Annotated in this window: 15 protein-coding genes and 2 pseudogenes; 7 read left to right on the top strand and 10 right to left on the bottom strand. The window is 70.7% G+C overall.

The features are described from left to right. Positions 1-195 precede the first annotated feature (195 nt). The gene (locus ACQPXB_RS36835) at positions 196-816 is read right to left on the bottom strand and encodes a glyoxalase (RefSeq protein ID WP_432846133.1); all 621 of its coding nucleotides are present in this window, start codon (positions 814-816) and stop codon (positions 196-198) included. 171 nt (positions 817-987) lie between these two features. Between ACQPXB_RS36835 and ACQPXB_RS36830 the strand changes: the two genes are divergently transcribed. The 3 genes from ACQPXB_RS36830 to ACQPXB_RS36820 are packed head-to-tail and all read left to right on the top strand — an operon-like array spanning position 988 to position 4113. Continuing rightward, positions 988-1683 (top strand): DUF6313 family protein, encoded by a 696-nt coding sequence (locus ACQPXB_RS36830; RefSeq protein WP_432846131.1) that lies wholly within the window; start codon positions 988-990, stop codon positions 1681-1683. Beyond that, entirely contained in the window at positions 1670-3481 is a 1812-nt protein-coding gene (locus ACQPXB_RS36825) for a PstS family phosphate ABC transporter substrate-binding protein (protein WP_432846129.1), read from the top strand. The genes ACQPXB_RS36830 and ACQPXB_RS36825 overlap by 14 nt, the downstream gene beginning before the upstream one ends. Positions 3482-3537: 56 nt before the next feature. Then, positions 3538-4113, top strand: a complete 576-nt coding sequence (locus ACQPXB_RS36820; RefSeq protein ID WP_432846128.1) for an ATP-binding protein — start codon at positions 3538-3540, stop codon at positions 4111-4113. 65 nt (positions 4114-4178) lie between these two features. Here ACQPXB_RS36820 and ACQPXB_RS36815 read toward each other — a convergent pair whose 3' ends face one another. Continuing rightward, a complete protein-coding gene (locus ACQPXB_RS36815; protein WP_366582806.1) occupies positions 4179-4640 on the bottom strand; it encodes a phage tail protein in 462 nt (153 codons plus the stop codon). A 103-nt stretch (positions 4641-4743) separates the two neighbouring features. Further along, positions 4744-8448, bottom strand: a complete 3705-nt coding sequence (locus ACQPXB_RS36810; protein WP_432846126.1) for a S8 family serine peptidase — start codon at positions 8446-8448, stop codon at positions 4744-4746. 156 nt (positions 8449-8604) lie between these two features. Here ACQPXB_RS36810 and ACQPXB_RS36805 point away from each other — a divergent pair, with 156 nt between their 5' ends. Then, positions 8605-9600, top strand: coding sequence for a helix-turn-helix domain-containing protein (locus ACQPXB_RS36805; RefSeq protein WP_366582804.1), 996 nt, complete (start codon positions 8605-8607; stop codon positions 9598-9600). Positions 9601-9614: 14 nt separating this feature from the next. On the opposite strand, the gene ACQPXB_RS36800 is transcribed toward ACQPXB_RS36805, so the two are convergent. Next, positions 9615-9989, bottom strand: a complete 375-nt coding sequence (locus ACQPXB_RS36800) for an aminoglycoside phosphotransferase family protein (protein WP_432856936.1) — start codon at positions 9987-9989, stop codon at positions 9615-9617. A 75-nt stretch (positions 9990-10064) separates the two neighbouring features. Beyond that, on the bottom strand, positions 10065-10259 hold the full coding sequence (locus ACQPXB_RS36795; RefSeq protein ID WP_432846124.1) for a hypothetical protein: 195 nt from the start codon (positions 10257-10259) through the stop codon (positions 10065-10067). 208 nt (positions 10260-10467) lie between these two features. Between ACQPXB_RS36795 and ACQPXB_RS36790 the strand changes: the two genes are divergently transcribed. Continuing rightward, entirely contained in the window at positions 10468-11220 is a 753-nt protein-coding gene (locus ACQPXB_RS36790; RefSeq protein WP_432846122.1) for an MBL fold metallo-hydrolase, read from the top strand. Between the two features lie 237 nt (positions 11221-11457). On the opposite strand, the pseudogene ACQPXB_RS36785 reads toward ACQPXB_RS36790, so the two are convergent. From ACQPXB_RS36785 to ACQPXB_RS36770, 4 genes and pseudogenes are all read right to left on the bottom strand, one after another. Next, a pseudogene (locus ACQPXB_RS36785) lies at positions 11458-12399 on the bottom strand (NAD(P)/FAD-dependent oxidoreductase); the annotation flags it as partial. A 923-nt stretch (positions 12400-13322) separates the two neighbouring features. Next, positions 13323-13508 (bottom strand): annotated as a pseudogene (locus tag ACQPXB_RS36780) (dienelactone hydrolase family protein); the annotation flags it as partial. Positions 13509-13808: 300 nt separating this feature from the next. Further along, positions 13809-18821: an AAA family ATPase gene (locus ACQPXB_RS36775; protein WP_432846120.1), complete on the bottom strand. Its 5013-nt coding sequence runs from the start codon at positions 18819-18821 to the stop codon at positions 13809-13811. A gap of 699 nt (positions 18822-19520) precedes the next feature. Further along, the gene (locus ACQPXB_RS36770; RefSeq protein ID WP_366582799.1) at positions 19521-19982 is read right to left on the bottom strand and encodes a DUF5946 family protein; all 462 of its coding nucleotides are present in this window, start codon (positions 19980-19982) and stop codon (positions 19521-19523) included. 92 nt (positions 19983-20074) lie between these two features. On the opposite strand from ACQPXB_RS36770, the gene ACQPXB_RS36765 reads away from it, so the two are divergent. After that, complete coding sequence (locus ACQPXB_RS36765) at positions 20075-20257, top strand: hypothetical protein (RefSeq protein WP_432846118.1); 183 nt, start codon at positions 20075-20077, stop codon at positions 20255-20257. A gap of 88 nt (positions 20258-20345) precedes the next feature. Here the strand turns inward: ACQPXB_RS36765 and ACQPXB_RS36760 are convergent, their stop codons facing one another. Beyond that, complete coding sequence (locus ACQPXB_RS36760) at positions 20346-22952, bottom strand: hypothetical protein (RefSeq protein WP_432846116.1); 2607 nt, start codon at positions 22950-22952, stop codon at positions 20346-20348. Positions 22953-23449: 497 nt separating this feature from the next. Here ACQPXB_RS36760 and ACQPXB_RS36755 point away from each other — a divergent pair, with 497 nt between their 5' ends. Further along, a complete protein-coding gene (locus ACQPXB_RS36755) occupies positions 23450-24802 on the top strand; it encodes a TrpB-like pyridoxal phosphate-dependent enzyme (RefSeq protein WP_432846114.1) in 1353 nt (450 codons plus the stop codon). The last annotated feature ends 17 nt before the right edge of the window (positions 24803-24819 follow it).

Below are 24819 nucleotides of genomic sequence, written 5' to 3'. Positions count from 1 at the left end.
CCGACGTGTGCCCGGAATCGAAGGCCGGTCAGGACGGCACACCGTCCAAAGCGGACGCGCGGTCCGGGATTTCCCCTTCCCTGTCGGGACAGTTCGCCTGGTTCGGTTCCTTGCCCTGGCCGGTCGCCGCCAAGCTTTCCTCGGCACCCTCTCGCCCCGGCGGCCGAGCCATCGCGTACAGCTGATAACGGCACATCACCGCACCTCGGCCGACGCGGTGGTTTCCCACGCGAAACCGTCCGGGTCCGTGAAGGCTTCCGCTCCGCCGGTCACCGCGATGCGGTGCGAGCCGGTGCCGGCGGGGGCCACGCCGGCGTCCTTCGCCAGGGCGCGGCGGCGGTACAGGGCGAGCTTCACCGGGCCGGTCTCGAACTCCACGTACATGCGCCCGAAGCTCTTGCCCACGGTCAACCCGCGCGAGGCGTAGAACTTCTTGCTCGCCACCACATCGTCGACGCCGAGCAGCAACACGATGGCGTCGAACTCCCGCGAGGCCGGGCCGGTGTCCTTCTTGGCGGACGTCGCGACCTTCCAGATCGTGCCGTCGGGGGCCTGGACGACGCCGCCGTAGCCCCACATCGATTTGGCGGGCGCCTTGAGCGTCGTGGCGCCGGCGGTGAGGGCCGACGAGATGAGGGCGTCGACGTTGGCGGGCTGGGAAACCGTCAGCGAGAGGGTGAAGCCGCGGAAGCCGTCGGACGGTTCGTGCGACGCCCGGACCCGCAGGCGGGAGCCGAGCCCGAAGGCGTCGGCGTAGAAGCGTTCGGCGGCGGTGGGATCGGTCACTTCGAGGGTGATCGTGTCGATTGAGGTCATGTCCGGAACGGTAGGCGCGCACCCGTGACCAGTGCTTCTCCATTCCTGCTCGGTATTTCCGGGTGACAGCCTCCTGCCACGCTTCTTTGACTGACCGCCGCCGTCCGGTAGATTTTCGGCCATGGGTGGCGGAGGGGGCGCACGCTCAGCTCGAGCGCGGCCGCGCGGCACATGACCAGGCAACTCACCGAAACGACCAACGTCGATCCACCGCCCCCGCGCGAGTCGATCCGGGCGCTGCTTCGGCGCCGCCGCCGGGGTGTCGGCCGGTTCCGGGGCATCCAGTACTGGCTGCGCGTGCGGGGCTATTACTTCCTCGCCGCGTTCGCGGGCCTGTTCGTGGTCAACGCCGTGGTCATCGGCGGCCGGGTCGCCTACGACGTGACCGTGCAGATCGACTCGCCGTGGGACACCTCGAGCCCCGCGCTCGCCCTGCCGCTGTCGCTCGCCGGCTGGCTCGTGGTGACCGGGTTCGCGGGTGCCGTCGCGGGTTACGTGGTGACCGAGGTGACGGACAACCGCAACATCGGGCGGATGCGCGGCCGCGGCAACGCGCGCCGCATCGCGCTCATCCCGCTGCTCGACCGCCTCCAGTACCGGCGGCACGGGTTCGAGGTGCCGCACTACTTCGGCATCCGGTTCGCCCTGCGCCACGACGGGGATTGGGCCCGCGCGCAGGACCACTGGGAGATCATCGTCGAGAAGTTCCTCAACGCCGCCGAGTCCGATCGCACGCACGGGCCGCGGCAGGCGATGTGGCAGGCCGTGCTGGAGGCCTCCTACGTGCTCGACGGAATGTCCGGAAAGTGCCCGGTGTGCGAGGAGACCGCGGTGAAAGCGGAGGGAAAAACCGATGCCCGCCCATGACCCGCAGCCGCCGCAGACCGTCGACGAGATCGCCCGGAGCCTGTACCGGACGGCCTACCCGGAGATGACCGACGACCCCGACTGGGTCGAGGAGCAGGTGTCGGTGGCCGTCGAGCGGATCAGCCGCGCGGAGCAGGCCGACCCCTCGACGTCGCCCGGCGCCCGCCGGCTGGACAACGCGGTGATCAACCGCGCCGCGCCGAAGCCGAGCCGGGGGCCGCGCATCGCCGCCGCGGTGGTTTTGGCCGTGGTGGTGCTCGTGGCCGTCGTCCTCGGGATCACGCAGCGGCAATGGGTTGCCGAGACCGCGATCAGCAGCGACGGCATCCTCGGCCTGTCCATCGCGGCGGTGGTGGCCGCGCTGGCCACGAGCGTGAGCTACGTGCGGGTGCGCCGGCGGAAGATCCTTTCGTGCCGGGTGCGGATCGACGCGCCGTTCGGCGTCGACATCGGCGAAACCGTGCGCCTGGAAGGCGAACACGCGGCGGTGAGCGACCCGGGTGTGGTCGTGGTGCGGGTGAAGAACACCGGCGGCTCGACGATCGCGGCGGAGGACTACGTGTCCCCGCTCGCCCTGCACTTCCCGGGGCGGCAGGTGATCTCCGTCGACGCCACCGAGTTCGAGCCCGTCGAGCTGCAGCGGGTGATCAGCAAGCTGCCCGGGTTCACGATCGACGAAGACCGGGTGCAGCTGCCGGAGGTCCTGCTCGAACGGGAAGCGTCGTACAAGCTCGTGATCGTGCTCTCCGGGACGATTCCGGGGGAGAAGCACCAGATCGCCGTCGAAGGTGTCCTACGCGACGGAAGGATCACCACCCGCGAGGGCAAGGAAAAGGTCGGCCCGGGCACGCTCGCTTGGGGCGGCCTGACGGCGATCTGCGCCGGCGCGCTCGCGGTGGTGCTGCTGCTCAACAACGTCGCGCCGTTCACCAAGCTGCCGCGGGGCGTGGCGTGCGAGGCGGGCTCGCTGAGCGTGGAGGGGTCCAGCGCGTTCGGCCGGGCCGCGACGGAGCTGGCCGGCTCGTACGAGGCGTACTGCCCGGGGTCGGCCGTGAAGGTCGGCACGCCCGGCAGCGTCGAAGGCCTGCAGCGCCTGCACGACGGCACCATCGACCTCGCCCTGTCCGACGGCAAGTTCGACGAGCCCGACTTCACCCGGTTCGTGCCGCAGAAGCTCGCGATCGTCCCGTTCACGTTGGTGGCGAGCAAAAACGTGCCCGTCGACAGCCTGTCGGTCGCCGACGTGCGGAAGATCTTCACCGGCGGCGCCCGCGTCTGGAGCGACATCACCGGCAACCCGCGCGACACGGGCGTGATCCGCGTTGCGGGCCGCTCCACTTCGTCCGGCACGCGCCGCACACTGGAGAAGTACCTCCTCGGCACACCCTCCGCGCCGATCGGCCAGGCCCCCGCCACGTCCGACTCCTGTCGCGACCTGCGCCCCGGCCTCGCGGCCTCGTCGCCGATCATCTGCGAACAAGGCTCGACCGGCGACCTCATCGACCGCATCGCCACCCTCGGCGACGCCATCGGCTACGCGGACGTCTCCGACGTCGCCCAGTCGACCGCCGTGAAGAAGATCAGCCTCGACCGCCGCGACGCCACCCTCGACGACATCCGCGGCGGCTATCCCTTTTGGACGGTCGAGTACGTGTTCAGCCGCGGTCCCCTGGAATCGGGCTCCCTGGCGGCCGCCTTCCGCGACTACCTCCTGACGCCCGAGGCCCGCAACGCGATGGCGGGCTTCGAGTACTACGCGTGCGCGGCGGGGGAGCAGGACCTGTGCAGCCAGCGCTGACGCGGGGTTTCGGCGCTGCGCCGGCATGATCGGAACTGACGCCATACGCTTGAACTGTGGTCGACTGGCGCAACACCACCCACGACTGGGCCGGCACGGTGGACACCGCACATCTCCACGCCATCCGCTCGGCGCCGGCCGAGTTCGCCCCGGGCGGTGCGCGGCATCTGGTGCTTGAGGTCTTGGCCTACGCCGCGGAGGAGGCAGAGGCCCGCGGCGGCGGGATCGCCGTGGTCACCCGGCACGCAGATGGTTCGATCTCTGTAGCCGACGACGGCCGCGGCACCGACACGCGCGTCGACAAAGCCGGGCGAACAGTCAAGAAGCCGGTCATGGCCACCAAGGACCTGCGGTTCTTCGACCACCCGGCGGCCGCCACTCTGCCCGACGGGCATCCGCGCCGGGGCATGTCGATGGTGGCAGCGCTGAGCGAATGGCTCGAGCACGTGAACCGCCGCGCGAACGGATCGTGGAGGCAGCGCTACGAGCACGGCATCCCCACGACCGATCTGACCCCGATCCGCGATGACGGCACCACCGGCACCACCGTCCGCTTCCTTCCGACGCTGCGCGGTCCGGTGGACTTCAGGGGGCTGGACTTCGGACCGCAGTTGACCTTGGTCCTCCGCTGATCGGTCGGCGGAGGACCGGCTGAGACCGATCCGGCGCGCGGTGAGAACAGTGGTCGTCTCTCGGGTCAGTACTCGTTCTTGATCACGAAGTAAGAGCCGCGGATCGTCCCCGCCAGTTTGGACTTCTGGCGGGCGAACTTGAACGCCGAGAGCTCCTCCGGAATCTCCATCCCGTCGGACAGCTTGAATCCGACGGCCCGCTTGCCGGACTCGTCGATCGTGTACATGACGTTGATCGACAGCCCGTTCTCGTAGAAGACGTAGGCCATCCGGATGTTCTCGACCTGGAACTCGGACGCTTCCAGCGGCGGGGAGGCGATGACGATGCCGCGTTCCTCCGAAAGGATCCGGTGGACCCACTCGACGGTCGCCGCGGCGTCGGCGGCGGGCTCGACGGTGAAGACGTGGTCGTACTTGTTCTTGAAGTACCGGGCCTCGTTCGCACGCAGGCCGGCGAGGGCGGCGGCGACCGGCGAGGACGCCAGGCCGTCGGTGGAGACGGTGGTGAAGTCGACGGTGTAGGGCATGGGTACCTCCGGGTCCGGCGTCGGACCCCGAGCCTAGGCGCAGAGGAGCCCGGGCGCGCTCCTGCGGCCCGCCCCGAACGAGGGGCGGGCCGCAGGAAAACGGTCAGCGAAGCCCGAAAGCCCGCACGATCGTCTGCGTGACGGAGTTGCCCGCTGAATCCGAACCGGTCACCCGCAGCGAGGCGAACCGAGCCTTCTTCGGGGCGTCCAGTCGGTAACCGCCTCGGTGGTCGTCGGAGAGGCGGGTCCAGGTGGTGCCGTCGTCGTAGGAGACCTCCACGCGGGGTGCGCGGACGGTGCCGCCGCCCGCGATCGAGACCGGGGTCAGGCCCACGGACACCGGGGCGCGCTGCTCGACGGTGACGCCGAGCTTCGAGTTGCGGGCCACGGGTCCGGTGGCGTCGAGGTCGTAGCGGATCTGCAGCAGCGGCAACAGGTCCTGTTCACCGGGGACCTTCGGGGCGGCCGAGGTGAACGTCCACGCCGTCGTGGTCGAGGACGAGTAGGGGCTCAGCGCCGCGTCGCGCTGGTTCGCCACGACGAGGCGGTACTGCCGCGGCCCGGAGCTGGGTGCGGTGGGATACATGATGAGCCCGTTGTCGGATTCGCCCAGCTTCGTGTCGCCCTGGAACAGCGTCACGGTCTGGCTCGAGTGCTGTGCGTCGGAGATCGCGCCGACGTGGTCGGCGTTGCCGTAGCCCGGCACGTCGATCCGCATCTGGTCGCCGGTGCGCGTCGGGCCGAGGTAGTTGTTGTTCAGGTACGGGCGCTGGATCGGGGTGAACCAGTCGTCGTCGGTCACGGTGCCGGGCCGGTACGTCCGCGCGACGCCCCACTCGCCCAGCACGCCGTCGGTCACCTCGTGGCCCCACCGGTTCGCGCCGTCGGTGGTGACCCAGTCGGTGCGGTGACCGCTGGCGGCCATCGCGACGTAGGTCCCGATGCCCCACTCGGAGTACGACGGGAAGTCGTACCGCCACTCCTCACCGCCGCCGCTGGGGACGGCACCCGCGAACGTCTCGTCGACGCGCGCGAGGTTCTTGCCCGTCGCGTGGACGACCATGTCCTTGGGCAGGTCGTTGTCCCACGTGTGCATGAGGTCGTAGAGGTACGCCGGCGCCGGGTGCGACTCCGTGCGCAGCGTCGCGTTGCGCTGCTTCGCCTGCGCGATCAGCTTGGTGCCCTCGTCGAGGCTGAGGAGCCCGACGTCGACGGGGCTCGGGTGCAGCGAGTCCGTGCCGAAGAACAGGCTCTGGCGCCCGGGCCGGTCGTTGGCCACCATCAGCAGCTTGGCCCCGGCGTCGGCCGCGGCCTGGGCCAGTTCGGCCGGGTTCGCCGACGCGGTACGCCGGATGACCACCGCCTTGCCCCGTGCGTTGAGGCCGGCGTAGTCCGACGGCGCGCCGTTGCCCGCGAAGACGAGCGGCAGGTTCCGGGTTCCGTCGGGCAACGGGGTGACGCCCGCCTGCCGCAGGACGTCGGTGTAGTCGGTGCCCCGGGCGGAAACCGTGAGCGCCGGCTGTTCCTTGCGCCACCGCGCACCGACGACGAAGTCGCCGTGTGTCACCTTGCCCTGCGGCTGGATCCACAGGCTGTCGACGCCCGCGTCGGCGAGGCCGAAGTCGTGCCAGCGGCCGTCCTGGTTGAGCATCCGTGAGTACTCGAGCCGCAGGTAGCTGGGGACGCCGGGCTGCGGGGTGGTCTCGTCGACCAGCCGCACGTGGCCGGCGTCGAGGGTGATCGTGCGGTCCCCATCGAACGTGAAGTCGGGATCGCCGAGCAGCGCCACGCCCTGGGAGTTCGGCCCGTGGACACCCGGCACGGTCAGGAAACCGAGCGCCGAGTACTGGTCGTCGGGCGTGTAGAAGCTGACGCTGCCGTCGACCGGCACCGGGATCGGGTTCGGGTCGCCCGCGCGGAGCACGATGACGAAGGCCGACGCGGGTTGTCCGGCGGAGTCCTTCACGTTGATGGTCAGCAGGTGCGTCAGCGCGCCGAGCGAGACGGCGGTGTGCGCGGCGACGGCGCCGTCGGGACCGGTGGCCAGGATCTGGCCGGTGAAGCCGTCGGACCCGGTGGGCGCGGCGTGCGGGTCGATGATCACGGTGACCGCGGCGGTGCCGTGCGCGGGCACGGTGACGTGGTCGGCCGACAGCGTGAACAGGCCCTTCGGCACGCCGGGCGCGGCGACCGACAGGGCGAGGTTCACCGGCGTGGCACCGAAATTCGTGTACGTCACCGGGCGGCTGACCGCGTCCGAGCCGTTCTGCCCGGCGTACGCGGTGGCGGAGGCGAAGATCCCGGCGCGGGCGGCGGCCGCCACGTCCACGCGGCCGCTGCCGGCCTGGAACGCGGTGTAGTCGGGCGTCTGCTTCGAGGTGCTGGTCAGCAGGTCCTTCAGCTGGGCGCCGGTGAGCTCGGGGTGCTCCGCGGCGAGCAGTGCGGCGGCGCCGACCACGTGCGGCGTGGACATCGACGTGCCGCTGAGCGTTTGGTAGAAGCCCTCGCCTTCGGCCGCGTACTGCGACCGCGCGGCGAGGATGTCGACGCCGGGGGCGGTGATCTCCGGCTTGAGGGCGCCGTCGCCGACGCGGGGCCCCTGGCTCGAGAAGTCGGCGAGGTGGTCGGTGCTGTCCACGGCGCCCACGGTCAGCGCCGCGTCGGCGGCGCCGGGCGAGCTGACGGTGCCGGCGCCGGAGGTGTTGCCCGCGGCGATCACGAACAGCGCGCCGGTCTGCGCGCTGAGCCGGTCCACCGCCTGGGACATCGGGTCTGTGCCGTCGGAGGGCTCCTGCGTGCCCAGGCTCATGTTGATGATCTTGGCGTGCTCGTCGACGGCCGCCCACTCCATGCCGGCGAGGATCTCGGAGTCGCTGCCGGAGCCGGAGTTCGCGAGCACCTTGCCGATGTGCAGCCGAGCGCCCGGGGCGACACCCTTTTCGGTGCCGCCGGACGCGGCGCCCGTGCCGGCGATCGTGGAGGCGACGTGGGTGCCGTGGCCGTGGAGGTCCTTGACGTCCTCGCCGGGAACGAAGCTGCGCGTGTCGACGATGCGTCCGGCCAGGTCGGGGTGGCCCTCGTCCACGCCGGTGTCGAGCACCGCGACGTCGACGCCCTGGCCGGTGTCGCCACCGGTCCAGACCTCGGGCGCGCCGATCTGCGCGGTCGACTCGGCGAGGTCGGCGTAGACCTTGCCGTCGAGCCAGATCTGCTTGATGCCGCCGGCGAACGCCGGTGCGGCCGCGAAGGAAGACGACGCACCCGCTGTCACCGCGGTCCAGAAGTCCCGCGCCTGCGCGTGGTTCTCGGTGACGGCGGCGCCGTCGACGCTCGCCAGCGGCCGCACCAGGGCCGAGCCGCGGGGCGCGGTGTTCGCGCGGAATCCCGGGGAAGTGTTGGTGTACGAGACGATCAGGGGCAGGTCGGCGCGGTGGGCGTCGTCGTAGCCGGCGGCGATCAGGTCCGTGACGTCGAAGAGGCGCCGGTCGAGGATTCCCTTGGCGAGGTAGGACATCGCCGAGGACGGGTAGACGTACACGTCGCCCGCCGACTCGAGGATCCGCGCGTCGGAGGGGCCGCCGTCCGGGCCCTTGACCGAGATCGTCCCCCCGCTGTCACCGGCGTCGCCGGTCGTGTTCACCGTGACGACATCACCGGTGACCAGGGTGACGGTGTGGGTTGACGGGGCCGTGGGCCCCGACGATCTGCCGGCGGCGGCCGAGGCCGGGCCGGCGACCAGGATCGTGCTGAGCGACGACGCGAGGCACGCGGCCGCCGCGACGGCCCGACGCTTGCGTGAAGTTCTCAACGAGGGGATTCCTTTCTGCGCAGGGGCAGACCGGCGAGCGCACTTGCCACACCGGAACGGCCGAACAGTGCCAGCCGCCGGAACCCGTCACAAGATCCCTGCGTGGCTGCTCACTGCCACCTGGCACAATCTCGACAACTCGGGTAGGACATTCGCATGGAGCTCGGGGTCCTGGGGTTGTCCGCCGACGAGGAACGGGTCTATGAAGCGCTCGTCGCCCTGCCCGGGTCGACGGTCGCCGCGCTCGCCGACCACCTGTCGAGCCCGGCCGGCCCGTTGCAGCGGACGCTCGACGCCCTCGTCGACAAGCACCTGGTGGCCGCGAGCGGCAACCCGGCGCGGTACCTGGCCGCTCCGCCGGACATCGCGATCAACCAGCTCGTGCAGCAGCGGGAACGCGAACTGAGCGCGGCGCGCGCGAAGGTGCACTCGCTGTCGGAGATCCACCGCAGCGCGCACCGGACGAGCCCCGAGCTCGTGATCGAGCAGCTCACCGACCGCGAAACGATCGCCGCGGCCGTCGCGCACCTGGAATCCGAGGCGCTGCACCAGGTCCGCGTGTTCGACACGCCGCCCTACTACGAGCCGCCCGGCGGCGAGGGCGCCGCCCGCAACACCCAGGCGCAGATCGCCCGCCACCAGAACGACGGCGTCGCGCACCGCGTGATCTACAGCCTCGACGCGGTGGCCTGGCCCCAGAAACTGGAGACCGACATCCTGCCCGCCGTCCGCGGCGGCGAAGAAGCCCGGACCCGCCGCACCCTCCCCATCAAACTCATCATCCGCGACGACCAGGACGCCCTCATCCCGTTCGACCTCAGCCACAGCGGCCTGCAGGTCGCCTACCTCGTCCGCCGCTCCCCCCTCCTCACGGCACTGGAGGCCCTCTTCGAGGGCGAATGGGCCCAGGCCGCGCCGCTCGACGCGTCCGCCGTGACACCGGGCCCGTTCGGCGGCGGTCCCCGCCCGGACGACGAAACGCGCGCCCTGCTCACGATGATGATGGCGGGCTTGACCGACACGGCCATCGCCCGCGTGAACGGCTGGAGCACCCGCACGACCTACCGCCGGCTCCAACGCCTGATGACCGAGCTGGGCGCGTCGACCCGCTTTCAGGCCGGCAGCCTGGCCGAACGCCGCGGCTGGTTGTGAACGTCCTGTCTTGATCAACGAGCCAGGGCGAGCAGTGCCTCGATCTCCGGCTCCGGACCGCCTCGGCTGAGGCGCGCGATGGCTGCCATCGGTGCGATCACCTGACTCCAGGTGTACAGCCGGTTTTCGTCGAGCCCGCACGCGGCCGCGACCTGGCGGCAACGGACCGCGACACCCTCGTGCCCGGCACCGGCCACCACGTAGTCGACGGCATCGAAGCACGGATCGCCGACGCACGCCTTCGGGTCGATCGCGACCAGTCCCCGCGACGGCCCTCCGTCGAGGACGTTGCCGAGATGCAGGTCGCCGTGCACCAACACGAGCCTGGTCTGCGTGGCCAGCAGCGTCTCGCAGCGCCGGACCGCCCGCTGCCAGGTGTCCTGATCGATCCGCGCACCGACGGCCGGGTCGGACCGCTTCCGGCCGATCCGGGCGAAGGCCTCGTCACACCGGCCACGCAGGTCCTACGGCCAGTCCGCGGGCGGGGCCACGGCGTGCAGCGCGGCAAGCAATTCGCCCCACCGCTGCGGCATCGCTTGCCGAGGCAGGCTTTCGGCCTCGGTGCCGGGCACGACCTCCTCCATGACCATCGCCCCGGCGTCGCCGTCTGCAGCCAAGACGACCGGCACCCGACCCGATGGCGCGAACACGCGCAGCATCCGCACCTGTTTGGTCAGCAGCGCAGGCCCCACCGGGAGGACAGCCGCGCGGCGACGGCCGGAACCTCAGCGAGCCAATCCGCGGCCGCGGGACCGAACCGCTCCGCCAAGCGGGCACCGACGTCAGCCATGTCCACTCCGGAAGTCTCCACCCTGACGGCGGGCTTCACCCTCGCTTTCGGGTGGCGACACCTGACACAGTGGACCGATGCTGAATCAGGTGGCCGACGGCGTCTGGGTGCGGCAGAGCGAGTGGGTCTGGAGCAACGCGACGGTCGTGCGCGGGGACGACGGGCTGGTCCTCGTCGACCCCGGCATCAGCGGCGCCGAGCTGGACGAGCTCGCCGACGACGTGGCGCGGCTCGGGATTCCGGTCGTCGCCGGCTTCTCGACCCACCCGCACTGGGACCACCTGCTCTGGCACTCCCGTTTCGGCGACGTGCCGCGCTACGCCACCGCCGCCTGCGCCGAGGTCGCGAGCGGCGCCCGCGAGCGCGCGCAGGCGATGGCGGCCGAGAGCACGTCGGGCGTCCCGCTCGACCTGGTCGCGCTGGTCACCGCGCTCCCCGCGGACGGCGGCCCGCTGCCGGGCGCCCTCGTCGAGCACGACGCGCACGCCCCCGGCCACGCCGCGGTCCTCCTCGCGGACCGCGGCGTCCTCCTCGCCGGCGACATGCTGTCCGACGTCCTGATCCCCCTGCTGGACCCCCGCCGCCCCGGCCAGCCGGCCGCCTACGCGGCGGCCCTCGACCGGCTCGACGAGGCGGCTCGCCACGTCGACGTCGTGGTGCCCGGCCACGGAGCCGTCGCTTCGGGGCCTGAGGTGGCGGCCCGCTTTGCCGCCGACCGTGCGTATCTCGAGGCTCTGCGGCGAGGCGAGGAGCCGGTGGACGTGCGGCTCGAACAGGACTGGCTCGCGCGCCCGCACCAGGCGAACCTGGAGCGATCCGCGGCCGGTTGAACCTGCTTTCGGGCCGGCAGCGTTCGACGTAAGAACTCCACCGTCAGCTCCCGCACGGGCAGCGGCTGAACATCGGATGCGAGCCCACCGCTGTCTCCATCACGGCGACATCCGGACGCCACCCAGCTTTGTTCACCTGGCGCGACGGAATCCCACCGCCGCGGCCGTCGAAGTCCAGGCGCGAATTCCGTTTCCCTCAAGGAATTCCAGGAATTGATCGACGAGAGCACGCAGACGCTAGAAGCGGTCGAGGCGGCAGCCCGCCAGCGCAGGCTCGACGGTTGCGTCGACCAGCTCCTGCGCGACCAGGCGGCCCACGGCCGCGGCGAGCGTGACCGCCGAGTGCATCACCGCCAGGTAGAGGCCGGGCACTTCGGGGACCGGGCCGATGATCGGCTCGCCGTCGGCCGGCATGGGGCGCACTCCGACGCGTGCGCTGAGCAGCTCGACGTCCGCGGCGCCGCGGAAGGTGGAGCGGACGGCGGCGAGCGTCCGCTCGGGCGAGTCCGCGGCGGCGTGGAGCCGATCCGCGGCGACCTGCCGGAGATCGAAGTCCCCGTTGTGGACCACGGTGCGGACCAGCCCGGCCGGGGCGCGGAGCCGGAAGAGCGTCGCCGGCGACGGTTCGACCGGGACGCGAATGCCGAGCGGGGCGGCCAGCGCGGCCGTCGCCACTCCGGCCGCGAGCACCACGGTCGCGCCGGCGAGGGGTCCCGCGGCCGTCTCGACCCCGGCGACCCGCCCCGCGGCGTCCCGCCGGACGGCAATGACCGGAGTTTCCGGATGAACCCGGGCACCGTGGTCGCGGGCGCCCGCGACCAGCCGCTCGGTCACGCCCACCGGGTCGGCGGCACCGTCACCGGGCGCCCAGACGGCCCACTCCGGGGGCCGGCGCAACGTGGGCTCGAGCGTCGCCACCGTCGCCGCGTCCACGATCTCCTGCCCCGGCCCGGCCTCCGGCGCGGTGTCCGCCGCGCCCCAGGACAGTGAGCCGGACCAGGTCACGGGGAGTCCCGGCAGCTCAGCCCCGAGCCGGCGGTACTCCGCCGCCGCGGTCACCCGCAGCCCGGCGGCCGGACCGGTGCGCACACCTGCCGCTCCGATCCAGGCGAACGATTCCGCCGTCACACCGGCGCCCACCCGCCCACCGTCGACCAGCGTCACGCCAGCACCGGCCCGAGCGGCGTGATACGGCCACCGACGCGCCGACGATTCCGGCGCCGACGACCACCAGGTTCCGGCTTATCGGCGGGCTCCCCACGGCGATGATCTTACGGTCGGCAGGGGCTTCGCTCTGTTCAGAGGGCGAGTGGGGAAGTGTGGTCGGGCCGTGATCCTCCCGTCCCATCGCCACTCGAGGGCCGGCGGCACCTCGGTCCAGCCGTCACGCGGTCGGAGGCGAGACCGGCAGAGTCCGCTGCAGGAACTCCACTGTCAGGTCCCACGCCCGAGCAGCCGCCTCCGGCCGGTAGAACATCGGCGCCACCCGGTTGGGAAGGCGTGCCCGGCGTCTTCCACAACGTGGATCTCCGCTCCCGGATGCCCGATGACCGCCGCTTCCACCACAGCGACATCCGAGCGCGGAATGAACGGATCCTGCCCACCGAGGCGGAGTGAGTTTTGTTTACATACTCGTGTCTCGCGCGAAGCGGGCGCCGCTCACGAGTGGGCCCATCGTCCCTGCTTTGGATGGGTGAACCACTCGGCAGCGCGCCGAGCCAGGTCCTCGACCGACGATCCGTTCGCTGGGACAAGCAGACCGTCGGGTCCTGCCAGGTCGATCAGGGCCTCCTCGGCTCTCACCCCGTCGTCCCAATTGAGGCAAGACGGGCTCCAGCCGCCGCGGAGTCCGCGGGCGTCGAAGTCCAGACGCAGAGTGTCGCGAATGACGTGTTCCTGGATGAGTCGAGGGACACCAGTAGCCACGGTGTGCCGTCGTCGTCCGCGTGCAGCCAGTAGTCCAGTCCTGGAGCCAATGCGTTGAGCGATGTTGTGAAGGCGAGCTCTTCGGCCGTCGGCCCATCCTCGCGCTGTCCACCCCAGTCAATGTGCTCGGCGGTCACCGGCTGACCCTACAGTCGTGATGCCCACCCCTATGGCGACTACGTCTTGCTCGGGAACTCCACCGTCAGCGCCCACGTCTGCGCCGCCTCAGGTCGGTGGAACATCGGCGCCACCCGGTTGTGGAAGGTGTGTCCGGCGTCCTCCTGGACGTGGATTTCGGTGCCCGGGTGGGAAGCCACCGCTTCCTCGACAACGCGCACGTCCGAGCGCGGAATGAACTGGTCCTGGCCCCCGAGGCGGAGTGTTTTTGTTTACATATACGTGACGTGGGGGACTGGTGCGCATGGTTTCCGTCACCGCCCAGCGTGCCAACCGCGGGCTCGACACCGACAGCGCCCGATGACCACGAGGCGCGTCATCAATGCTGCGCGTCTGCATTCCCAGCTGGGTCGGGCGCACGTCGACGGGCAACTGCCCGCTCGGCGTCGTCGTGCTTGGCGACGGCCAGTAGTGATGAAGCAGGACCTGCCGGGACCGTTCGCAGCCCGATCTGACAGCGAGAAGCCCCGACCTTGCGGCTCAGATCATCTTCGGCGGTCCCGGGCCTTGTGGGCGTGTGGCAACGGGAGTTCGGCATGCAGGGTGGTGCCTGCGCCGGAGGCGCTGTGGATCACCAGTCGGCCGCCGAGTGCTTCGGCCCGGTCCTTGAGCCCGACGAGGCCGGTGCCGCGGGTGAGGTCGGCGCCGCCGCGGCCGTCATCGCGGACGCGGACGCGCAGGACGTCGCCGGTCTCGTGGTCGGTGGTGTCGATCGTGACGCCGACGGTGGTGGCGTGCGCGTGCTTGGCGGTGTTGGTCAGAGCTTCGGCGACCAGGTAGTAGGCGGCGATCTCGAATTGTTCGGGCAGCCGCTGCGGGATGGTCACGTCCAGCTCGACCGGGACCGACGAGCGGCGGGACAGGGCTTTGAGCGCGGAGTGCAGCCCACCGTTGGCGAGGACGGCCGGGTGGATGCCGCGGGCGAGCTCGCGCAGTTCGTCGAGTGCGGTGATCGCTTCGGTGGCGAGATTGTCCAGCTGGGCTCGGAGGTCGGTGTCGTCGAGACGTGCTGATGCTTGTGCCGTGCGGGCGTGGAGAGCGAGGGAGACCAGCCGTTGTTGCGCGCCGTCGTGAAGATCGCGCTCGATGCGGCGGCGGATCTGGTCGGCGGTGGTGACGACGCGGGCGCGTGAGGTTGTCAGCTCGGCGTAGAGCTGCGCGTTGTCCAGCGAGACGGCCAGTTGCCCGGCGATGAGGCTGACCGCGTCGAGCCGCTCGGCAGTGAACGCGGCGCGGATCAGCCGGTTCTCCAGCAGCAACACCGCCCGCAGGCTGCCGCGGCTGAGGATGGGCACGGCCAGGAGGGCGCAGCGGTCGAAGTCGGAGAAGTAGGGGTCACGGGCGAAGCGATCGTCCTCGGTGGCGTCGGCGACCAGCACCGATTCGCCGAGGCGTTGGACATAGCGGAGCACAGACAGCGGGACCATGGTTTCCCCGGCGGCGCTCGGGGCGGTGCGTCCGATCTGAGTGGTGTCTTGGCTCTCGGTGGTGCCGGTCTCGCTGTCGGGAGCGGGGAGCAGCCAGTCGTCGCGTTCGGGGTTCCACAGCAGCAGCTGCACACCGGTGGCGCCGGTCAGCGCGCTGAGGACCTCGATGACGCGAGTTCGCAGGCGTTCGATGCTGGTCTCGGAGCTCAGGGCCTGGGAGGCGGCCAGGATGCCCAGCAGGTCCAGGGTGCCGGTGGTGACCGGACCGGTTTGCTGCGCCAGATGAGCGGGCTGATCTCCGCTCGGCCCAGCGGTCACGTCGGAGTGTGGCCGCAGTCTGGGGTAGGCCCAGTCGAGTTGGTCGACCTTCGCGCTCGCGCCCCAGGCGGCATAGGTCTGGCGGGCCTGGGCGAGCAGCTCACCGCCGACGCGGTCCAGGCCGCGGGCCAGGTAGAAGCGGGCTGCGCGTTCGGTGATCAACGCCCGGTGCCAGGGCCGCGCACGGCCGGCGACCTCGCGGCGAGCGGCGTCGAACGCCAGCTCGGCGGCCCGGGCATCCCCCACCACCCACGCCCGCTCGGCCTCCAGCCACCGCTGCAGATGCAGGAAGTTGTCCGGCGCGGCTGCGGCACGTGCAGCCAGCCACCGCGTCGTCTCGTCCAGCTCGGCCAGCAGAGCGGCGCGCTCGTCACCGGCCGTGTTGCGGGCTTGCCCGGCCAGGGCCAACCCACGCAGCAGGCGGGCCACGGCGGTCGTGTAGTGGCCCAGGATGGCCGGCAGTAGCGGCATCGCCGCCGCGGTGTGCTGTGCCAGGCCGGATGGATCGCCGAAGACGGCGGTGGCGAGCGCCCGGCTGAGATGCGCGTACAAGAGCGCCATCGGATTGTCGGCGTACCTGTCGGTGGGATCCGCCGTACCGATCGCGTCCGAGCTTCCGCCACGCAGCACACCGGCCAGCCATCGGTGACCGTCGAGCACCTGGCCGATCTGTTCGTTGCCGGTGCGCCGGGCAAAGGCGACGCCCGCCTCCAGCTGTTCGACGAGGTGGTCGAGGGTCGGCGGGCAGTCGAGCAAGAAGTACTCGATCGAGTGATAGGTGTAGCCGGTGTACGCCAGGTCGCCACCTGCGATCAGTCCCTCGCGGGCACGCAGCATGGCGTGGAGACCGTTTTCGAGGGGCTCGAACCAGCAACTGAGGATGGCGAAGTAGTAGTGCGCGTACGAGGTCTCGGGCTCGTAGCCGCGGGCTTCGCCCCATGCCCGGAGCCGCCGCAACGCCCGATATCCGGCGCTGTCGCCGCGCTGCACCACGGTGTAGTACGAGGCGAAGCAGGCGGGACAGACCAGGGTACGTCCGGGTCCGTGCTCGAGCCAGATCCGCAGGGCTTCCAGGGTCAGCCAGGCGAGTCTGGTGTGGTCGGCGAGGAAAGAGACCGGCGGCAGGGTCGCGTCGAGGAGGCGGGCGGCAGCGAGCAGCGTGGGGTCGGTGATCTCCGGCCGGACCAGATCCTCGGCGGTGTCGGTTTCCAGCCACCGGTACAGGTACTCGTACTGGTGGTCGAGATCGGCGGCGAGCTGGTCGGCGGCCGGGATGGTGATGCCGCACGCGCCCAGCGACTTCAGGCCCAGATCGATCGCCTCAGTGAAGCGTTTGCGGTGGGTCAGGCTGCGCACCTGCACCGCTGTCGCGTCGGCGCGTCGGATCGCGTCGGGACACAGCCGCGCGATCGTGTGGTACTCCGCGTCCGCCTCGTCCAGCCTCCCGAGGCTGTAGAGGGCGGCGTGGCGGCCGGTGCGCACCTGGATCAGGGTGGCCGTCTCCTCCGAGCCGATCAGCCGCAGCGCGGCGACCAGCAGCGCGTTCACCAGCGTGTACTCGCCGATCAACGCCGCTTGGTCGGCGGCGCGGCGCAGCAGCCCCACCACCTGCCGGCGCTCCGCCGCATCGACGACGGCGTCGATCACCGGCAGGTACTGCTCGGCCGCCACCGCGAACAGCTCCGGTAGCCCGGCCAACCGTCGCGCGATCGCCAGCTGCAGGGCGCCGCGCCGAGGCGGGTCCAGCTCGCTCAGGATGACTTCACGGGTGCGGTCGTGGCGAAACCGCACGGCCTCCCGCAGTCCCGGCTCGACCACCAGGACGCCCTCGTCGAGAGCGGGCGCCAGCTGCTGGTCAACCGCGCCCGCCTGCGCGGCGGTGGCGGTCTGCAGCAGACTCACCTCGGTTCGCCCGCCCAGGCACGCCATCGCCTCGACCAGCGCCCGCGAGGACGGCGGCAGCGCCGCGACCCGCGCCGCCAGCAGCCCGGCCACCTCGGACTGGCCCAGCCGAGCCCGCACCGCCGCGTCATCCCACCGCCACCCGGCGGCGGTCGCCGCGAGCACGCCCTCCCGCTGCAGCGCGTTGAGCAGCTCCACCGTCTCGTAGAGGTTGCCGGACGTGCGCTCGCTGATCATCTCGGCCAGTCCCGCCACGGTCGCGCGATCCGCGCGCAGCATCTCCGCCACCATGGCGACCAGGCTCGGCACCGCCAGATTTTCCAACCCCAGCCAGCGCACGCCGGCCTGCTCGCGCCACCGCGACATCAGCGCGGTCAGCGGATGCGCCGCGTCCACCTCGACGTCACGGTAGGCGCCGACCAGCAACAGGCCTTCCACCGGTTCCTCCGACAGCACGAGATCGACGAAACCGAGCGGGGTGCGCCCGCCCCACTGCAAGTCATCGAGGAACACCACCACCGGCCGGTTCCGCGACGCGATCGCCCGCAGCCCCTGCACACCTGCTTGCTGCATGCGCGCCTGCGCGGTCAGCGGATCCCCCGCATACGGCGGCACCCCCAGCAGCACTGCGAACTCCGGCACCACCGCGCTCAACAGACCCGCGGCCGCCCCGACCGAATCGACAATCCGTTCACGAATCGCGGCGAGCACGTCCTCCGGCTCGGCCAGCAACAGCCGACCCAACGCCCGGAACGCCTGATATCCCGCGTTGAACTCGATATCCCGCCGGTACTGGTCGAACTTGCCGGCCACGAACCAGCCGTCCCGGCCCGTCACCACCGACCGCAGCTGATCGACCAGCGCGGTCTTGCCCACTCCCGGCGCCCCGCCGACCAGCACACCCTGACACCGACCGGCCAGCGCCTCCTCGAACGCCACCTCCAGCGCTGCCACCTCGGCATCGCGTCCCACCAGCCGTGAGGGCGGCAGCAGCCGCTGCGGAACGTCGTGCTCGCCGAGGCGCACCCGAGCCGCCGGATGCGCCTGGACGTCGCGGACCTGGTGCAGGTCGTGCGCCAGGCCCTCGGCGGACTGGTAGCGGTGGTCGGGTTCCTTTTCCAGCAGCCGCATCACGATCTCGGACAGCGGAGCGGGGATCGCCGGGTTCAGCCGGGCCGGCGGTACCGGCACCCGCGCCAGGTGATCGTGGGTCAGGCGCAGCGGGTCGCCGGAACCGAACGGCGGCCGGCCCGTGGCCAGTTCGTAGAGCGTCGCGCCCAACGCATACAAGTCCGCCCGCTGGTCGACCGAACGGCCGGTGCGCCCGGTCTGCTCGGGGGCGAGGTAGGCGAGCGACCCGACGATCTCGCTGTGGTGCGTGAATTCGGGACGGATCTCGGCGACCGACGTCGCCAGCGAGAAGTCCACCAGGCACGGGTCCCCGTCCCCGGAGACGACGATATTGGCCGGGGTGATGTCGCGGTGCAGCACTCCGCGGCGGTGCATTCCCGCGACCGCGTGGGCCAGTTTGGCCGCCAGCCGGATCAGCTCATCGATGGCCGGCGGCTCGGCCGGCCCGGAAAGAGTGGTGTCACCTGCGTCCACCAGCACGATCGATCCCGGGTACCGCGGCGCATCCAGCAGCTGCGCGACCCCGTCGACACCGCGCAGCCGCTCCAGGATCGCCACCTCGTGCCGCAGCCGCCGCCGCGCATCCGGGCCCAGCGGCTCCTTGCGAACGACAGCACCGCCCTCCGGCGGGGACACTCGGGTCACCCGAGCGCGCGTGCTCTGGTGCAGCAGGACCGCGTCGGGCGGATCGCGGCCCGGTAGGGCCCCGCCTGTGCCCATCCCCAGTGTCTACGCTTTACCACCTGCTTGCACAAGTTCCTGCCCATCGCGGCACGTCCCTCGGGACAAGTGCCGAGCTGGTGACGGATCGCTCGATCACGCCGTTGGTTTGCGGTGAGCGAACACGGGCGCGGACGTGCCGCGGCAGCGGGTCAGGTCCGGCGAACGCGGTTTTGAACACCTCGCCCCGGAAGCACGGCCCGTTGTCGGAGACCACCGCGATCGGCACTGCCGCTTTACCGATCACCTCGCCGGCTGATCCGGTGACCTCGGGTTGGTCACAATCGGTTCGCAGATCCGCCAGATCCCGCCTCCGGTCGTCTCGAACCCGCTGAAATCGGTTTGCCACAACCGGTTCCGTTGCGTGGGTGGATCACGGAACACCCGGCGACGCAACTTCGCCGACGACTTGCGGTCGGCCCGAAAACCACACGGCAGCAGCAAACCACGGCGCCACGCGGTGAGTCACCGGCCCGTGACCGGGCGAGTTTGCGCCGGTAGGTGCGTTCGGGGATACCGGCCAACGGGGCGAACCCTGAAACCGGCGCGCCCATTGCCGTCTTCCCGGCTCCTGCGCGCGCTCGACGCCGCGGGCATGTGGAACGTCGCCAGGCCCACGCCCGCACGAGCACCAGCAGCGCGACGGTGACCACCAGGAAGTTCAACTCGAGCGTTTTCGCCGGCCGAGCCTGGCGGTCGTCAGCTCGGTTGCGTCCAGGTTTTCACGGTGTCGGTCACCCAGGCGCGGACCGAGTCCGCGTAGTGCTCGGCGCGGAATGTGCCGTCCCCGGCGACGTCGACGATGGTGGTGTCGAAGGTCGAGGGCGGGTCGATGTCGGGGATCGGTGGGGTGTCCGGGAAGTCGCTGACGCGGGGCGTTCTTCCCCCGCCGCGGTGGGAGTTGAGCCGGCGGGCTCGTTGGGTCAGAGCAGCCAGCCCAGCCGGCCCGTCCCGGAGGTAGACGTGCAGCATTCCCCAGTACACCGGCCGAGCCGAGGCGGGCTGGCGGGACGGATGCTGAAGGAAGAAGCAGGCCACCGCGACGCCGTGCAGCGGGCCCCAGGGCGCCTGCCGGGAATGATCCAGCGCCAGCAACCTCTGGAACAGCGTGTCGCACGAGTGCGGAAGGACCGGGGCTCCGCATTCTGGACACTGGCGCATCACCGCACTATCCCAGCGGAATCGGCCTGCTGAACACCCCGTGGCCCAGGGCCGGCGGCGAACCGTCCAACCTGGCTGCTCCGAAGGCCGAGGTGGCCCGCCGGTGGGGCACGATCGACCTGCTCGACATCCTGAAGAACACCGAGTTCACCGGCGAGTTCGCCTCGGTGGCCACCCGGGAGAACCTGCCCGCGACGTGCTGCGCCGCCGGCTGCCGCTGGCCCTTTCCCGCTGGGCAACAACATGGGCATCCGGCAGAGGGCCGCCACCGGTGAACACGAAGAGGACGAAACCGCGCACACCGCGACCGTCAGGCCGAGCCGTTCGTCGACCCCGGCCGCGGCCGGGGTCGACGAACGGCGGTTAGTTGACGTACACCGAGTAGCCGATGTCACCCGACCTGGTGCCGTCGGGCGTGTTGCCCCACACGGTGACCGAGTAGATGCCTCGGTCCGGTGGGGTCCACGTCATCGTTCCCGCACCCGAACCGTCCGCCGGCACGGTGGATTCCTCTGTCACGGCACCCCGGTCGTTCCGCACGGAGTAGGTGTACGAGACGATGCCCGGCATACCCGGCGTGAAGGTGAACGTCCCCGGCACACCAGCACCGCCCGACCACTCGTTTTCCGGGTATTCCTTGGACGACACGTACGGCGCGCTCGAGATGCTGAACCCGTACATGTTCTCCTGCGAGGAGACCTTGTCGGCCGTCACCGTACGCACCCGCAGGTTGTGGGAGGCCCAGCCTTCCGGTGGCAGCGGGGGAGTCCATGCCAGCACAGCGCGGCCGTTCTCAGCGGCCACCTGCTGAAACGGACCCCAGTCGAACGAGTACTCGAACGCCACCGCGCCCGGCTGGCGGGCTTCCAACGTGAAGGTGCCGGGGAACGCCCGCCCGTTCGCCTGGAACTCCTTCGAGGTCACCGTTGGATCGTTCGTCACTGTCCACGTGATGTTGTCCGTTGACGACCACACGCCCGCCGTGTTCCTGGCGCGCACCAGCATCTCGTAGTCGCCGATCCTTGGTGGGGTGTAGCTCACCGTCGAGGTGTTTCCGCTGACGGGCACGGTCCACCTGGTCGCCGGGTCCGCCGTCAGCCAGTACTCGAACTCCACGGCGTTCGGCATCGGGGTGGTGAACGTGAACGTGGCGGCTCTGCCCTCCGTCGCGATGTCGCCCTCGTAGCCGATCGTCGGTCGCCAGGTGTTGAGCGACAACCGTTTCTCCGTCACCGGGGACAGCCCGCCGGACGCGTCGCGGGCCTGGACCCGCAGCAGGCTCTGGTCAGCCGAGGTGAACTCGATCGGCAGCGTGGCGGTTCCGTCGGCGTTCGCCTTGACCGTCCACTTCGTACTCTCGGCACTCGCGAACCAGTAGTCGTACTCGACGACGTCCGGCATTCTCGGGGTTGCCGTGTACGTGGCCGAGGTGCCCAGGTCGACGTTCGCGGGCCCGCTTACCACCGGTGACGCATCGACGAGGAATCGGTACTCCCGTTCCGGCGTCGTTACGCCCGAGGTGTCGGTGCTGCGCACGAACAGCACGTGATCACCACCGGTGGCCGGCGTGATCGTCACCTCGGCGACGCCGTCCTGGCCGGCCGTGACCGTGGCCGACGCGCCGTCGTCCAGCCGGTAGTCATACGTCACGACGTTCGGCATCCCCGGCGCGAACCGGAACACGCCCGGCACGCCGATGCCGCCGTCCGGGCCGCCTTGCGGCGGGTAGCGGTCGGACGTGACCGTCGGCCGCGTCTCCTTGACGAGGAATGAGTAGTAGGTGCTGCCCGAGAGGTTGCCCGCCCGGTCCCACGCCCGCACGATCACCGACTGCCAGCCGTTGGCCGTTGGCGTGAAGCTGACGGTGGCCGTGCCGTCGGGGCCTGCGGCGATCTCACGCGTGTTCGCGCCGAAGCTGTAGTCGTACCGCACGACGTCGGTGGAACCGTTGGGGGAGAAGGTGAACTCGCCGGCCACACCGACCCCGCCGCCCTCGACGCCCGCCGGGTACGTCGCGGAGACGACGGCAGGCGCGTTCGGATCCGTGCGGTCGACGGTGAACCGGCACGGGCCCACCGTGGACGACTTCGCACCCCAGCTGTCCTGCGCGTACACCTCCCACGCGTAGGTGCCGTCGGCGAGGTCCGAGGTGTCCGGGTACGCCGCGGCGGGGTTGCCCGACCCGGCACCCGTGTGCCGTTGCGACGGGTCCGCCACTGGCCACCACGTGAACTGCTCGGACGTGAAGTCGCCGTCCGGGTCGGATACCTGTGCACTCAGCTCCAGCTGGCCGCTCACCAGTGCCCCGGTGCCGTCCTTGGCACAGGGTTCGTCGTTGGTGCGGAGGTCGGTCGGCGCCGCGGGCGGCGCGTTGTTGACCACCCGCAGCGTTGCCGGGGCCTCGATCAGCCGATAGAACGCCGGGTCCGCCTCGTGGGCTTCGGCGACGCGGAAGCCCAGCGTGAGGTGACGGTCCTTGTGGTCGACCGCGTCCCGCACCGCAGAGGTGACGTCGAACTTGGCGTCGTTGTCGATGCAGGTGCTGTCGGCGCCCCTGGCGGCTACCCGTGTCCGCTCCGCCGGGCGGTTCTGCCAGGTCGACTGCTTGGTGTAGGCGGAGGTCCGCCACACCTCGGTGGCGCGGCTGTCGCAGTCGACGTAGTGCGTCTCGCCGGCCGAAAGCAGCACTGTCGTGAACGGAACACCTCGCAACGAACTCAGGTCGAAATTCACGTACGAGCGTTGAAGGTGCGGTGTGGTGTCCCAGGTGCCGATCGGCAAGTTGCCGGACGGCTTGAAATTGGCGGTGGTCGGTGTCGCTGAGTCGACGTAACCCCAGGACGTCGCGGACAGTGTCACCTCGGAACGCTGTTGACCAGTGGTTTCCGCTGCCGCCATCGCGCCATCGGTGACGGTGAGCCCGATCGTGAGCGCGACGGCGAGCAACGTCAGTGATCTTCGTAAGGTCATGCTGGCCCTTCCCCTGTTGCAGGCATGCACGACCTACACGCCTGAAGGGGAGGATTGGTTGCACCACGCGAAGCCGAGTCGCGGTACGGGATCCGGTACGCGGCGCCGTCCTACACCTGCCTGGACTCCGGCGTGTACATCCACGGGAGGCCGGCGGATTGCGGATCTGCTGGGCGGGGACCGCGCTGTGGACCGTGATAAAGCTGATGCGCTGAACGGGCAGTGAGCCGTTCGCGAGAACGGCCCACCCTGTCGCTGCCACGTCTCCCTGGCGATGAGTTGGTCGATCTGCGGAACGTCCTGCGTGACCGCTCCAGGGGATGATCCTCTCCGCGCAGCTCGCCGCGGCGACCGGTCCTGCGGGAACCGTCGGCCAGCTGCAGGCGATCGACGCGAGTGGGCAAGTTTCCTCCCAAGTAGATCCACTGTGGACAATCAGGCTGGCCCACCGGGCCTCCGGCGATCTATGTTGAGTTTTCCAGACCGGAGGAGTCGTGATGGCGGAGCGCACCAAGTACATCCTGGACGAAGCCGATCTCCCGACGCAGTGGTACAACGTGGTGTCCGATCTGCCGGAGCCGCCGCCCCCGCCGTTGCACCCGGGGACGCGTGAGCCGGTGGGGCCGGAGGATCTCGCGCCGCTGTTTCCGCAGGCGTTGATCGCGCAGGAGGTGTCCACCGAGCGGTACGTGGACATTCCCGAGGAGGTCCGCGAGGTCTACCGCCTGTGGCGCCCCTCGCCGCTGTACCGCGCGAGAAGGCTGGAAAAAGCGCTGGGCACGCCGGCGCGCATCTACTACAAGTACGAAGGCGTCAGCCCGGTCGGGTCGCACAAGCCGAACACCGCGGTGCCGCAGGCGTTCTACAACGCCGCGGAGGGCGTCACGCGCCTGACGACCGAGACGGGCGCCGGCCAGTGGGGCAGTGCGCTGGCGTTCGCGTGCGCGCAGTACGGGCTCGAGTGCGAGGTGTGGCAGGTCCGCGCCTCCTACGACCAGAAGCCCTACCGCAAGCTGATGATGGAGACGTTCGGCGCGACCGTGCACCCGAGCCCGTCGGCGCTGACCGAGTCCGGGCGGAAGATCCTCGCCGACGACCCGGACTCCCCGGGCAGCCTCGGCATCGCGATCAGCGAGGCCGTGGAGCAGGCCGCGGCCGACCCGAACGCGCGGTACGCGCTCGGCAGCGTGCTCAACCACGTGCTGATGCACCAGACGGTGATCGGCGAGGAAGCACTCAAGCAGTTCGAGCTCGCGGGCGACACGCCGGACCTCCTCGTCGGCTGCACCGGCGGCGGCTCCAACTTCGGCGGGCTCGCGTTCCCGTTCCTGCGCGAGAAGCTGGCGGGCCGGATGAACCCGGTGATCCGCGCCGTCGAGCCGGCAGCGTGCCCGACCCTCACGCGCGGCACGTACGCGTACGACTTCGGCGACACGGCCGGCCTCACCCCGCTGCTGAAGATGCACACGCTCGGCCACGGCTTCATCCCCGACCCGATCCACGCGGGCGGCCTGCGCTACCACGGGATGTCGCCGCTCATCTCGCACATCTACGAGCTGGGCCTCATCGAGGCGCTCGCCGTCGGGCAGCAGGAGTGCTTCGCCGCGGGGGTGCGCTTCGCCCGGGCGGAGGGCATCATCCCGGCGCCCGAGCCGACGCACGCGCTGGCCGCGTGCATCCAGGAAGCGTTGCGCTGCAAGGAAACCGGGGAAGAGAAGGTGATCCTCACGGCGCTGTGCGGGCACGCGCACCTCGACCTGCCCGCGTATGGCGCCTACCTCTCGGGCGAGATGGTGGACAACGAGCTGTCCGACGACGTGCTCGCCGCTTCCCTGGCCGAGTTGCCGTGAAACGGCGGGCCGCCCGG

This window comes from Amycolatopsis sp. CA-161197, assembly GCF_050942255.1.
Taxonomy (GTDB): domain Bacteria; phylum Actinomycetota; class Actinomycetes; order Mycobacteriales; family Pseudonocardiaceae; genus Amycolatopsis.
The sequence above is the reverse complement of the archived record's forward strand: the minus strand, read 5'-3'. Positions and strand labels throughout refer to the sequence as shown.